Source organism: Paraburkholderia aromaticivorans, from assembly GCF_002278075.1.
Classification (GTDB): domain Bacteria; phylum Pseudomonadota; class Gammaproteobacteria; order Burkholderiales; family Burkholderiaceae; genus Paraburkholderia; species Paraburkholderia aromaticivorans.
Map to the genome: position 1 here is coordinate 3958008 of NZ_CP022989.1, position 13822 is coordinate 3971829.

Sequence of the window (13822 nt, forward strand, 5' to 3'; positions counted from 1 at the left end):
CCCCTTCAGAAACGAAGAAATCAACAGGACTCATGCGAGCGTCCTCGACCAGCATTCAATGGATATCCGCGTGCCCGGTTGCGCATTGCCGATCTTCATGGTGAAGTCGTGCACGCGTATCACTGCGGAGACGATGCTCAGCCCCAGTCCGGAGCCAGCCAGATGCCGCGTGCTCTCCCCGCGATAAAAGCGCTGCAGAACAGCATCGCGCTCACCGGCGGCAATGCCCGGACCGTTATCGACGATATCCACCTGCGGCCCGGCAGCCGTCTGGCGCAGTTCCATACGCACCACACCGCCCTCGGACGTGAACTTGATCGCGTTATCCACCAGATTGCTCAATGCTTCAAAGAGTAACGCGCGGTCGCCGTGGATCGGTCCCACCGGCTGGACATGCACGGAAAGCTGGATCGAGCGGCTCTCGGCAAGCGGTTCGTAGAGTTCGCCGACCTCTTCGATCAGCGTCTCGAGTTGCATCTCGCCAAACCCGCCGCGCCGCTGCAATGTGCCGATCTCGGAGATGCGCAGCATGGCGCGAAACCGGTCGAGCAGCGCATCCGTCTCGGCGCGCGCGCGCTCCACCAGTTTCGCTAGCGCGGCGTCGTCGAGCGTTTCGGTGCACTCCGCCGCGTGCGCCAGCAGCGTGCGCACATGCGCGAGCGGCGTGCGCAGATCATGCGCGATGCCGTCGCACGCGCCCTTCACCTCGTTCATCAGACGCTCGACTTCGGCCAGCATATGATTCACCAGATGCGCGAGCATATCCACTTCGTCGCGTCCGCCAATCGGCAGACGTTGCGCAAGATCGCCCTGCGCGATGCGCAGCGTGACGCGCCGGATCGCTTTCAGCCGGCGCATCTGCCGCACGCTCATTGCAAGGCCGCCTGCCACGCCGGCGAGCAGACAGAATACGCCGCCGCCCACCAGCGCGTTGATAATGGTCTCGCGGATTCGCAGAATGTGCGTGAGGTCGCGCGCGATCACGAGCGTCGAGCCATCCTTGCGCCGCTCCGCCATGGCGCGCACTACCGGCGCATCATCGTTGCGCCCCAATGCAAGCGTCAGATCGAGCGTCTTGCCGGTGCGGTTAATCGGCAGCGCGGCCGGGTACGCGAGCACGTCGCCGGCGAGCAGACGGCCGTCAGCCGCAAACAGGCCGTAGTAGTTGGTATGCATGCGCTCGTGTTCGATGCGCCGGTGAATCGCATCCGCAAGGTCGGAATCGGGCAGCGAATCGAAGTAGATCAACTGCCAGTCCATCACCACATCGGTCTCGCGCTCCATGTCGCCGGTCACGGCCCAACCGATAAAACCGAGCAACAGCATCACGGAAAACGAAAAGATGACCGCGTAGACCGACAACAGGCGAAAGGTGGTGGAATGCCAGCGCCGCCCGAGCGCGGACTCGGCCGGGAAGGTCGTGTCCATTAGAATGTGCTCATGCGAGGATATAACCCGAGCCCCGCACGGTCTGGATCATCGGCGTCACGCCCGGCGGGTCGATTTTCTTGCGCAGGCGCCCCATGTGCACATCGATCAGATTGGTGCCCGGATCGAAGTGATAGCCCCACACCGCCTCGAACAGCATGGTGCGCGTAATGGTTTGGCCCGCATGGCGCATCATGAATTCGAGTACGCGGTACTCGGTGGGCAACAGAACGATTTCTTCGCCATCGCGCTGAACCTTGCGTGAAATCAGGTCGAGTTCGAGCGGGCCGACTCTCAAATGGGTTTCGAGTTGCGCGGTGGAAGTCTGACTGCGGCGCAGCAGCACTTCGAGGCGCGCAGTCATCTCCTCGGGGTCGAACGGTTTGGTCAGATAATCGTCGCCGCCGGCGCGCAGGCCGCGCACCCGCTCGTCCACGTCGCCGAGCGCGCTCAACATCAGCACCGGCGTCTGAATGCCGATGCCGCGCATGGTGGTCAGAATCGTCAGACCATCCACGCCGGGCAGCATGCGGTCGAGCGTGATCACGTCATAGTCTTCGCTGATCGCGCGGGCCATGCCGTCACGACCGTTGGCCACCCAGTCCACGGTGAAGCCACGACTCTTCAGTTCACCGACTATTTCATTCGCGGTAATTTCATCATCTTCGATTGTCAGTACTCGCGACATGATCATTGCATGCGCCGCGGCGAGCTCTAACGATGCAAGCGGCGGGCGCGACCGGTTATCAGTAGAAAGACATGATGCCATATTCGGCTTGCGTGTTCAGAGCATGGGAGTACGGTTAGACGGATGTCGCCGTTTCGCCCGAATGCCTGCGGGCAGGCTACGCGAGGGGGATTAGCGCAAGCATATCCGCTTCATGAAGAAAAATTTAAGTTCGCCGCGAGGCCGGCAAAGTTCGTGCAAGTTCAGGAAAGCACGCAACAGTAAAACAAATTTCATTTTCCCGACGCCGCTCCGGCAGGCGGCTTCCACTAGGCTGATATGACTCCGCCGCCCTTCTCGCGGAACGACTCAAACCTTCTCGTGGATAAACTGAACATGAAGCTCGCAAAGAAAACCCTGCTCAGCGCACTTCTTCTGCTTGGCAGCGTATCGGCCATGGCCGCGCCGCATCTGACGCCGCAGCAATGTAACGACTATCCGTTCAAGCCGTTGAAAGGCGAAGTGACCCACAAGCAATTGATGCGCGAGCTTGGTGAGCTCGAAGCGGTCGGCTACCAACCCAGCAACGATGACGACGACTATCCGGGCGACCTGGAACAGGCGGAACACAAGCTGCGGGCCGAGTATCGCGCGGACTGCATGCCTGCCACACCGCACGTGTCGGCAAGCAATGCACAGGCGCCGGCCGGCGCCGCTCCCGTTCAAGCCGCGAATCAGCCGGCCGGTTAAGCGGCGCGAGCCGCGCGCATGGCGCGGGTGGAGCGCCATCAGGCAGTCGGCGATTCGTCGAGCGGCGCGCGCTCGACCGTGGCACGGCGCGCCCGCCGCTCCTCGCGCTTGCGATGCAGTTGCGCAAGCCGGCGCCGCCCATGCGTGAGCGACGCGACCGCATGGAACGCCACCGGCGCGAACACCAGCCCGAACAGCGTGGCCGCCAGCACCCCGCCGAACACGCCCGTGCCGATCGAGCGGCGGCTTTCGGCGCCTGCCCCGCTCGACACCACCAGCGGCACGACCCCGAGCAGAAACGCCGCCGAAGTCATCACGATCGGCCTGAAGCGCGCGCCCGCGGCTTCGGTCACCGCTCGCGTCAACGGCAGGCCGCGCCGATACAGATCGCGGGCGAACTGTACGATCAGAATCGCGTTCTTCGCCGCGAGGCCGATCACCGTGATCATGCCGACCTTGAAGTACACGTCGTTGGGCAGGCCGCGCAACAGCACCGCGGCGACCGCGCCGATCACGCCGAGCGGCACGACCATCAGCACGGCCAACGGAATCGTCCAGCTTTCGTAGAGCGCGGCGAGCGCCATGAACACCGCTAACAACGACAGGCCGACCAGCAGCGGCGTGAGTTTCGCGGCCACCGTTTCCTCGCGCGCCGCATCGACCCAGTCATACTGGACGCCGACCGGCAACCCGGCGGCGAGCCGCTCCATCTCCGCCATCGCCGCGCCGGAACTGTAGCCGGGCGCTGCGTGACCGCTCACATCGAGCGACGGATAGCCGTTGTAGCGTGTCAGCATCACCGGACCGATCGTCCACTGGCGCGCCGCGATGGCCGAGAGCGGCACCATGCCGCCCGTCGAGTTGGGCACCGCCAGCGCCAGCAGGTCGTCGTCGGTCATGCGCGTGGCGGCGTCGGCGGCGATCATCACGCGGCGCATGCGGCCGCCCGCCGGGAAATCGTCGATATAGGTCGAGCCGAACGTGCTGCCCAGCACGTCGGCGATGCGATCGAACGACACGCCGAGCGCATACGCTTTCGCGCGGTCGATGATGAGCTCGACGCGCGGCGCGTCAGGCAGATCTTGCGAATGCACCGAGGCCAGCACCGGACTCGCCCTGGCTCGCGCAAACAGTTGCTCGCGCGCGGCCTTCAGCGCATCGAGCCCGACCCCGCCGCGGTCCTCCAGCCGAAACACAAAACCGTCCGAATGCCCGATGCCCGGCACCGAAGGCGGTAACTGCGCCTCGACGTTTCCGTCCAGAATCTTGTCGAAGCTGGCGTTGAGCCGCTCGCGCAAGGCGAGTGCGTCGACATCGCGCTTGCCCCAATCCTTGAGTTCGACGAACCCCATCGCCACGTTCTGACCGCTACCGGAAAAGCTCCAGCCGATCACGCTCGTCACATTGGCAATGGCGGGTTCGGCATGCAGAATCTCTTCCATCCGCTCCACCACCGCGAGCGTGCGTGCCTGCGTCGCACCCGCGGGCAATTGCACCATCACCTGCAACTGGCCTTCGTCCTCGCTCGGCAGAAAACCGCCGGGCATCTGCCAGTACAGCAAGCCGCACACGCCGACCAGCACCGCGTAGACGGCCAGCATCGGCCCGATGCGGCGCAGCATGCATGCTGTCAGCCCGCGATAGCCTTGCGCGGCGCGATCGAAACCGGCGGTGAAACGGCTCGCCGCGCGCGCCGCGAATCCCGCCAGGCCGCGGCGCGCTTCGCGCTGACGCACCGAATGCTTGTGGGCCTTCAGCAGATTCGCGCACAGCGCGGGCGTCAACGACAAGGCCATGAACGACGACACCAGCATCGACGCGATCATCGCCACCGCGAATTGCCGGTAAATGCCGCCGACGCCGCCGGGAAAGAACGCCATGGGCACGAACACCGCCGTCAACACCGCGGTCACGCCGACAATCGCGCCGCCGATCTGCGACATGGCCTTGCGTGTGGCTTCGCGTGGCGGCAAGCCCTCTTCCTCCATCACCCGATGCACGCTCTCCACCACCACGATCGCGTCGTCGACGAGAATGCCGATCGCGAGCACGAGGCCGAACAGCGTGAACACGTTGATCGACAGACCGCACGCGTACATGGCGAGAAACGCGCCCATCAGCGTGACCGGAATCACCACGGTCGGCACCAGCGTGTAGCGCAGATCGCGCAGGAACAGCCACATCACGAAGAACACCAGCACCACCGCTTCCGCGAGCGTGACGAGCACCTCGTGAATCGCGATCTGCACGAAATGCGCGTTATCGAACGGGATTTCGATGGAGACGCCCGACGGCAATCCTTTCGACAACTCGGCAAGCCGCGCGCGAATCGCGTTCGACGTTTCGAGCGCATTGCCGCGCGGACCGAGCTGAATCCCGACCGTCGCCGCGGCCTTGCCGTTCAGACGCGAATAGAACGAGTAATTGTCGCGCCCGACTTCGACCCGCGCGACGTCGCGCAGGCGCACGGCCGAGCCGTCCGGCCGCGCCTTCAGCACGATCTGGCCGAATTCGGCCGGCGAGATCAACTGCCCCTTCACGTTCACGGAGGCCGTCAGCTGCTGGCCCGGCACGAATGGCGCGTCGCCGAGCGTGCCGGCCGTGACGGTCGCGTTCTGCGCGGCAATGGCGGCGTTCACTTCGGCGGCGCCGAGACCGTATTCGCGCAGCTTCATCGGATCGAGCCAGATGCGCAACGCTTCGTCGGCATCCCACAGTTGCGCCGAGCCCACCCCAGGGGCGCGCTTTAACTCGCGGAGCACGTAGCGGCTCAGGTAATCGCTCAATTGCACGGAGTCGCGCGTGCCGTCGGTCGAGGTGAGCGCCACCAGCATCAGGAACGTATTGGCCGCCTTGAACACGGTGATGCCCTGCTGCACGACCTGCTGCGGCAAGCGCGGCTCGACCTGTTTGAGCCGGTTCTGAATGTCGACCAGCGCGAGATCGGGATTGGTGCCGGGCGCGAAGGTCGCGTCGATTTCGAGCTCGCCCAGGTTGTCACTGGTGGTTTCGTAGTACAGCATATTGTCGGCGCCATCGAGACTCTCCTCGATGATGCTGCCGACGTTGGCATCCACGACTTCAGTCGAAGCGCCCGGATAGATGGCGGAGATCACGATACGCGGTGGCGCGAGACGCGGGTACTGCGCCACCGGCAATTGCGGAATGGCCAGCGCGCCCGCCACGACGATGGCGAGCGCCACGATCCATGCAAACACCGGACGGTCGATGAAGAAGAATGGCACGCGACGATCCGGTCAAAGGGTCTGGAGGCTCGGCGCGTCGACCAGCCGAGCCATATGCAGCGCGTCCGCCAGTACGCCGTCGCGCATGGCGAAACCGCGCGAGCGGCCTTCTTCGACAAAGCCGAATTTGCGGTACAGGGCGATTGCCGGCGCGTTGTCGGCAAATACCGTGAGGTCGATGCGGCGCAAACCGAGCGCGCCGTCCGCGCAGTCGATCAAGCCTCGCAGCAGCGCCGAACCGACACCGCGCCCATGATAGGCGTCGTGCACGACCAGACCCATATGCGCGCAGTGCGCGCGGCTCGGCCGCTGAACCTCCAGCGCGGCATGGCCGACCATGCGCCCGCCGACCATCGCGCACACGTTCACGCCGTTCTTGAGGCGCTGCTCGTACCAGGCCGTGAGTTGTTCGGGGCTGCGATAGCCGATCGACAAGGTGCCGCGTCGCACACCGGGCAGGCTCATGATCTCCGCGAACGCGTCCATGTCGGACGATTCGAGGGCTCGCAGCGTAATGCGATCATCGCTCGCTACGCCGCCTGCCAACGTTTGTTGTTCCATGGTCTTATTCCGCTGCGGTTCGAGCTGGGAGGGGCGGCGACATCCACGGCGCCGCGTCACGCAACCGTGCCATGAAATAGCAGTCGATGAGCACGCCGCGACGCAATACCGCACCGCGCTGATGCGCTTCGATCTCGAAGCCGAACTTGCGATACAACGCGAGCGCCGGTTCGTTATCGCTGAAGACGTGCAGTTCGAGGCGGCGCAGACCGAGCCAGTTATCGGCGAGGTCGATCAGTTCGGCCATCAGCGCCCGACCAATGCCGCGCCGTTGCCACGCGTCGTGCACGCCGATGCCGAGCGAGCCCGCATGTGCGCGGCGCCCCTTGAAACGCGTGAGTTCCGCCTCACCGACCAGCGTGTCGCCGACCGTCGCGGTGATCACGATCTCGGCGGGCTCGAGCTTTTCGAGGTAATCACGCGTGCTGGCCACTGGCCGATACGGCATATGCGGATTGCCGTTCATCACGCCCGGCAACTGCAGCATGGCGTGAAACTGTTCCGTGTCGGCCACGCGTAACGCGCGCAGCGTCAGTCCCTCGGGCAAGCTCCCGGATTTTGCTTGTGTTTTTTCCTGTCGATCCATAGGCGGCTCATAACGTCAATTCGAATGACTTCACCAGGATGCCTGGCAATTGCATGCCGCCCGTGGCGCGCTCGCCCCAGGTCGAGTCGCTCAACAGCAGTTCGGCGTGCGCGCCGAGTTGTTCGAGTTCGCTGCCGAGCAAACGGTACAAACTGTCGTCGAAACGCATGGCATCCAGCGGCGCGACGATCTCGCCGTTCTCGACCCAGAAGGTCGCGAAGCGCGTCATGCCGGTGAGGCGGCAATTCATGCGGTCGGAGAAGTTCACGTACCAGAGGTTGCCAATATAGAGCCCGGTACCGAGTTTCGCCAGCACGTCTTCTTCAGGCAGATCGCCCGCTTGCATCGAGAGTGCGGCCGGCGACTCGCTGGCGAGCGCACCATTGGGCGTCAAGCCGTATTCGCGTGCGCTGCGCGCATTGGTCAGACGTTCGGCACTGCGGCCGGCCTGAATCAACGGGACGCTATCACGCAAATAGCCGTCGTCGTTAAAGCCGGGTGTGATGCCGAGATTCAGATCTTCGCTGATCGTTACGCGCGGGTCGACTACGACTTCTCCCACATGCAATTTGTACAACTCGCTGCGCGAGCTCGCCTGGGCACGCGCGGAAAAGCCGCTCCATGCGGCGACGCCGAGCAGTTCGGATAACGCGGCGGGCGCCAGATAAGAACGGTAACGTCCCGGCGCCAATGCGCGCGGCGCGCGCGCCAGCACGGCAAGCCGGGTCGCGGCCTGCTCGACTTTGTGCGCGAACACGGCGTCGCTCCAGTCGTCGCCGGCGTAGGTCGTTTTGATCGCGCGGCCGCTCGGGTCGTACAGCGACCAGCTGAAATTGAAGTTGTCCACTTCATACCAGCCGCGGCTGCCGCTGGTGGACGCGAACCCGCGCACGATCGTGCCGCCTGCGTAAAAGCCCACGAAATCGAGCCCTTGCGCACATGCCGCGACGCTGCGCACAAGGCCGTCTGGGTCCGGCAGCTTGCCGGAACGCTGCGTGGTGCGTTCCCATTTCGACGTGTCGAACAGCAGATGCGGATCGTCCGCCGCATCGCGCAAGCCCTCCCGCAAGGTGGCGAGCGCGGCGCTCACTTCGTCCAGATCCTGTTGCAGGTCGCCACACACGGTCAGCGTGGAATACGCCTGACGTGCGCCGTCGATCAGACGCAGGGTCAGCTTGCCTTGCGATACGCTGCCGGTCTGCCGCACCTTGCCCGAATTGAAGCGAACGAAGTCGGACTGCTCGCCGGCAAACGAACTGAGCGTGGTCTCGCCGCCTTGCTGCAAGCGCTCGATCGCATCGGCGAGCGCGGTGAAATGCCGTTGCCAATCCACCGACGTAGCAGCGCGCGAAGACATGAACTGGCTCATCATGCGCCTCCAAACACGTCGATATTGCTGAACACGCACGCCGGCGAAGCATGGCCGACGCGAATGATCTGCGCCGGTTCGCCCTTGCCGCACATGGACGTGCCATACACTTCACGCGTGGCCGCATTGCCCACTGCGCTCAGGCTGCGCCAGAAATTCGCAGAAATGCCGCGATAATTCGGCTGCTTGACGACCTGGGTAAGCTTGCCGTTTTCGATCAGTTGGCCGAACTCGCAGCCGAACTGGAATTTGTTGCGATGATCGTCGATCGACCATGACGTATTGGTGCGCATCAGAATGCCATGTTCGATGTTGCCGATCATCTCTTCCAGCGAACTCTCGCCGGGCTCGATATTCAGGTTCGCCATGCGGTCGATGGGCGGCCGGTTCCAGTTGGATGCGCGTGAATTCGCCACGCCCGGCATGCGTGCGCGTTGTTGCGACAGCGCGCCGCCAAGCGGACGCTCCAGCACGCCGTTGCGAATCAGGTACTGCTTGTGCGCTTCGGTGCCGTCGTCGTCGAATGCATAGGATGCCGCTTCCTCGCGCAACTCCGGGTCGAAGGTGACGTTGAGCAACTCGGAACCGTAGCGGTACGAACCGAACATATCCTGTTTGACGAAGCTCCAGCCCGCGAAATTGCGCTCGTCGCCGAGGATGCGGTCCAGTTCCAGCGGATGGCCGATCGATTCGTGAATCTGCAGCATCATCTGGTCGGGCATCAGCAACAGGTCGCGCCGGCCTGCGGGGCAATTCGGCGCGGCCAGCAACTGCAGCGCCTCATTCGCGACGCGCGCGCCCGACCCTTCGAAGCCGAAGCGCGACAGCACCTCCATGCCGCCCTGCCCGAGCGTGCCATAGTTGCCGCCGAGCGTGCGCACCTGGGTATCGCCGTTCGCGTGCGCGGCGACGCTCAATTGCGGCATCACGAAGCGGAACTGTTGATCGATCCGCACGCCGTCGCCCGTCATGTAGAGCTGATCCGTATGCGTGATCTGCACCGCGGCCACACGCTCCACGATTCGTGCGTCGAGATTCGCGGCGGCGCACTCGGCGCCCAGACGGTCGAGCCATTCGGCGCGGCCCGGCAGCGCGTGTTGCGCATTCGGCGACACGTAGTCGCCGCTCGCCGTGGGCCGCGCCACTTCGCGATGGTCGATCAACGACAAAGCCGCGCTCGCTTCGGCGCGTACGGTTGCCATATCGAGCGCCGCCTGCAGCCCCGCCGCGGACAGATTCGCGGTCGCGGCATAGCCCGCGCCGGCGCCTACCCAGGCGATCAGCATCGCGCCGCGATCCCGCACCGTGCGCAGCGGTTGCGCGATATCGTTGCGAATCTCGTGATCGTCGATCTGTTCATCGACAATGCGCAACGACCAGAATGCCGCGCGGCTCTTCAGCGTGCGGGCGGCCTGCGCCCAACGTTCGTCAATCATTGACTTTTCCCGGGTGAGTCGGGGCGGCGCCAGGCTCGGGCACGTTGAGCGAAGACGCCAGCAGCGACTGGGTATAAGGATGCGACGGCGCGTGCAACACGTCGAGCGTGTCGCCGGCTTCGACTATGCGTCCCGACTTCATCACGATCACGCGATGCGCCATGGCTCGCATCACGGCCAGATCGTGCGTAATGAACAAATAGCTTAGCTTGTACTTTTTCTGCAGATTTGTCAGCAGATTCAGTACCTGCTTCTGGATCGAGACATCGAGCGCGCTGGTCGGTTCGTCGAGCACCAGCAATTCCGGCTCGACCGCCAACGCGCGCGCAATCGCAATGCGTTGCCGCTGGCCGCCGGAGAATTCATGCGGATAGCGCAGCATCGCATCGGCGGGCATGCCGACCTCTTCGAGCAGGCTGCCGACGCGCGCGCGCCGCGCCTTCGCGTCCACTCCCGGTCGATGCAAAGCGAGGCCTTCGCCGATGATCTGCTCCACCGTCATGCGTGGCGACAGCGATCCGAACGGATCCTGAAACACGACCTGCATGCGCGAATATAGCGCACGGCGCGAATTGGCCGTTCTGAGCGTGGAAAGCGGCAAGCCGTCGATATGGATATGACCGGCGGCCGGCTGCTGCAGCCCGAGCACGGTTGCCGCCAGCGTCGATTTACCCGACCCCGATTCGCCGACGATGCCGAGCGTTTCGCCGCGCCGCACGCTCAGATCGACGTCGTGCACCGCGCGGAACGTGGAGCGCCCGAACAGCGAGCGCCAGCCTTTGGCCGAGGTGCGATAGTCGACGGCCAGCCCCTGCACTTCCAGCAACCGGCGCGCGCCCTGCTCGACCGGCGCCACCGCGCGTTGCGGCTCGCTGTCCAGCAGGCGCCGCGTGTACGGATGTTGCGGACTCGCGAACAGCACCTCCGTCGTATTCGTCTCGACCAGCACGCCCTTTTCCATCACCGCGACGCGCTGCGCAAAACGCTTGACCAGATTCAGATCGTGCGTGATCAGCAGCACGGCCATGCCGCGTTCAGCCGCTTCCTGCTCCTGCAATGAAATCAACAGATCGACGATCTGCTGGCGAACCGTGACGTCGAGCGCCGTGGTGGGCTCGTCGGCGAGCAGCAGACGCGGACGGCACGCGAGCGCCATCGCGATCATCGCGCGCTGCCGCTGGCCGCCGGACAACTGGTGCGGAAAGCTGTCGATCCGCCGTTCCGGTTCGGGAATGCCGGTACGCCGTAGCAACTCGATGCCACGCTCGCGCGCCGCATTGGGCCGCAGACCTTCGTGCAGACGCAAGCTCTCGGCAATCTGCTTGCCGATCGTGAAGAGCGGATTGAGCGCGGTCATCGGTTCCTGAAACACCATCGCGACATCCGCGCCGCGCAAGCCGCGCATCTGCTGCTCGGTTTTCTGCAGCAGGTCTTCGCCGTCGAGCAGCATGCGGCCGCTCAATTCGGCATGCTCGACGAGCCGCAAGATGGATAACGCGGTCACGCTCTTGCCCGACCCCGATTCGCCGACGAGTGCCACGCGCTCGCCGCGTGCAATGGACAGGCTGAGTTCGTGCACCGCGATCTTGTCGCCGAAACGCACGGAGAAGCGGTCGATTTCCAGCAATGGCCGGCCGATAGTCGCCTGCATGGTCGTCATCGCGGGCCTCCGCCGAACGCCGAACCACGCGAGCGCGTATCGAGCGCATTACGCAACGCGTCGCCCATGAAGGTGAGCAACAACAGCGTGATCACCAGCGCGGCAAACGCCGACATGGAAATCCACCACGCGTCGAGATTATTCTTGCCCTCCTGCAGCAATTCACCGAGGCTCGGTGTCGGCGGCGGCACGCCGAGGCCGAGAAAGTCGAGACTGGTGAGCGAGAGAATGGCTGCGCTCATGCGGAACGGCAGAAAGGTAATCACCGGGGTCAGGCTGTTCGGCAATACATGGCGCCACATGATCTGCCAGTTGCTCAGGCCCATGGTGCGCGCCGCCTTCACGTAGTCGAGCGAACGATTGCGCAGGAATTCGGCGCGCACGTAGTCCGACAGGACGAGCCAGCCGAACATCGACAGCAGAATGAATAGCAGCCACAACGTGGGCTCGAAGATCGACGCGAAGATGATCAGCAGGTACAGGTCGGGCATCGAACTCCAGATTTCGATCAGGCGCTGGCCGATCAGATCGGTACGCCCGCCATAAAAGCCCTGTATCGCGCCAGTCAGCACACCGACGACGACGCCGGACACCGTGAGCGCCAACGCCATCAACACCGACAGACGGAAACCGTACAGCAGTCGCGCCAGCACGTCGCGGCCGAACTGATCCGTGCCGAGCCAGTTGTTCGCGGTGGGCGGCGCCGGATAAGGATGCGCGGCGAAATAGTCGATCGTGTCGTAGTGGAAATGATTCGGCGGATAGATCGCAAAGTTGCCGTTCGATTCGAGCCGCGAACGGATATACGGGTCGAGATAGTTGGCACGCGCCGGAAAGTCGCCGCCGAACAGCGTTTCCGGGTAGTCCTTCACGATCGGAAAGTAGTAATGCCCGTCGTAACGAACGATCAACGGACGGTCGTTGGACAACACTTCGCCGAGCAGACTGATGGCGAACAGCGACACGAAGATCACGAGGCTCCAGTAGCCCAGACGCTGCTGCCTGAAGCGCAGCCACGTGCGCCGCCATGGAGACGGCGACGCCGCGTGCGCCGCGCCAGCCGCGTCAGCGGTCCAGGCGGTTGAATTGGATGCGGGGGTCGACGAGGACATAGCAGACGTCAGCAATGAGTTTGGTTACGAGGGCAATCAGCGTGAACAGAAAGAGCGAGCCGAGCACGACCGGATAATCACGGCGAACCACCGAGTCGTACGACAGTTGACCCATGCCGTCGAGCGAGAACAGCGTTTCGATCAGCAGATTGCCGTTCAGAAACGCGCCGACGAACGCCGCCGGCAAGCCAGTGAGCAACGGAATCGCGGCGTTGCGCAGCACGTGTTTCCACAGCACGTCGCGCTCCGGTGCGCCTTTGGCGCGCGCCGTCAATACGTACTGACGGCCGATTTCCTCCAGAAACGTGTTCTTGGTCAGAATCGTGACGATCGCGAAGTTGCCCACCACCGAGGCGGTGACCGGCAGCACGATATGCCAGAGATAGTCGAGCACCTTGCCGAAGGCGCTGAGTTCGTTGAAGTTATCCGAGGTGAGGCCGCGCATCGGGAACACCTGCCAGAACGTGCCGCCGCCGAATAACATCAGCAGCAGCACGCCGAGCACGAAACCAGGAATCGCATAGCCGGCGAGCACCAGCACGCTCGTCACGGTATCGAAGCGCGAGCCGTTGCGCACCGCTTTCGCGATCCCCAACGGCACCGATATCAGATACGTGAGGAGCACCGTCCATAGGCCCAGCGTGATCGATACGGGCAACTTCGATTTGATGACGTCCCACACGCTGTCGTGCTGGTAGTAGGACTGACCGAGGTCGAAGGTCGCATAGCGCTTGAGCATCAACAGATAGCGCTCGAGCGGCGGTTTGTCGAAGCCGAACTGCTTCTTGATCTGCTCGATCTGCTGCGGATCCACGCCCTGGCTGCCGTGATAGCCCCCGCCGCCAGCCCCCGCCTCTCCGCCACGGCCAGTGCCGTGGCGGAGTTGCGTCATCACCTGTTCGACCGGCCCACCCGGCACGAACTGCGTGACGACAAAGGTCAGCGTGACCACGCCGAGCAGGGTCGGCACCATCAAAAGCAATCGTCTGAGAATGTAGGCAAGCATGC

General features: G+C 63.9%; 11 protein-coding genes. 1 reads left to right on the forward strand and 10 read right to left on the reverse strand.

Translation table 11 applies throughout. The features are described from left to right. Nucleotides 1-30 precede the first annotated feature (30 nt). Complete coding sequence (locus CJU94_RS17815) at nucleotides 31-1428, reverse strand: sensor histidine kinase (RefSeq protein WP_095419820.1); 1398 nt, start codon at nucleotides 1426-1428, stop codon at nucleotides 31-33. Nucleotides 1429-1438: 10 nt separating this feature from the next. Beyond that, complete coding sequence (locus CJU94_RS17820; RefSeq protein WP_095420423.1) at nucleotides 1439-2116, reverse strand: response regulator transcription factor; 678 nt, start codon at nucleotides 2114-2116, stop codon at nucleotides 1439-1441. A 375-nt stretch (nucleotides 2117-2491) separates the two neighbouring features. On the opposite strand from CJU94_RS17820, the gene CJU94_RS17825 reads away from it, so the two are divergent. Then, nucleotides 2492-2845: a DUF4148 domain-containing protein gene (locus CJU94_RS17825; RefSeq protein ID WP_095420424.1), complete on the forward strand. Its 354-nt coding sequence runs from the start codon at nucleotides 2492-2494 to the stop codon at nucleotides 2843-2845. A 38-nt stretch (nucleotides 2846-2883) separates the two neighbouring features. Here CJU94_RS17825 and CJU94_RS17830 read toward each other — a convergent pair whose 3' ends face one another. The 8 genes from CJU94_RS17830 to CJU94_RS17865 are packed head-to-tail and all read right to left on the reverse strand — an operon-like array spanning nucleotide 2884 to nucleotide 13820. Continuing rightward, nucleotides 2884-6090: a multidrug efflux RND transporter permease subunit gene (locus tag CJU94_RS17830; protein WP_095419821.1), complete on the reverse strand. Its 3207-nt coding sequence runs from the start codon at nucleotides 6088-6090 to the stop codon at nucleotides 2884-2886. Nucleotides 6091-6102: 12 nt separating this feature from the next. Beyond that, complete coding sequence (locus CJU94_RS17835; protein WP_095419822.1) at nucleotides 6103-6651, reverse strand: GNAT family N-acetyltransferase; 549 nt, start codon at nucleotides 6649-6651, stop codon at nucleotides 6103-6105. 4 nt (nucleotides 6652-6655) lie between these two features. Next, complete coding sequence (locus CJU94_RS17840) at nucleotides 6656-7237, reverse strand: GNAT family N-acetyltransferase (RefSeq protein WP_095419823.1); 582 nt, start codon at nucleotides 7235-7237, stop codon at nucleotides 6656-6658. Nucleotides 7238-7244: 7 nt separating this feature from the next. After that, on the reverse strand, nucleotides 7245-8606 hold the full coding sequence (locus CJU94_RS17845) for a TldD/PmbA family protein (protein ID WP_095419824.1): 1362 nt from the start codon (nucleotides 8604-8606) through the stop codon (nucleotides 7245-7247). Beyond that, on the reverse strand, nucleotides 8606-10042 hold the full coding sequence (locus CJU94_RS17850; RefSeq protein WP_095419825.1) for a TldD/PmbA family protein: 1437 nt from the start codon (nucleotides 10040-10042) through the stop codon (nucleotides 8606-8608). The genes CJU94_RS17845 and CJU94_RS17850 overlap by 1 nt, the downstream gene beginning before the upstream one ends. Beyond that, nucleotides 10035-11702 (reverse strand): ABC transporter ATP-binding protein, encoded by a 1668-nt coding sequence (locus tag CJU94_RS17855; protein WP_095419826.1) that lies wholly within the window; start codon nucleotides 11700-11702, stop codon nucleotides 10035-10037. Before CJU94_RS17855 ends, CJU94_RS17850 begins: the two co-directional genes overlap by 8 nt. After that, a complete protein-coding gene (locus CJU94_RS17860; protein WP_095419827.1) occupies nucleotides 11699-12814 on the reverse strand; it encodes an ABC transporter permease in 1116 nt (371 codons plus the stop codon). Before CJU94_RS17860 ends, CJU94_RS17855 begins: the two co-directional genes overlap by 4 nt. Then, on the reverse strand, nucleotides 12768-13820 hold the full coding sequence (locus CJU94_RS17865; protein WP_095419828.1) for a microcin C ABC transporter permease YejB: 1053 nt from the start codon (nucleotides 13818-13820) through the stop codon (nucleotides 12768-12770). The genes CJU94_RS17860 and CJU94_RS17865 overlap by 47 nt, the downstream gene beginning before the upstream one ends. Nucleotides 13821-13822 lie beyond the last annotated feature (2 nt).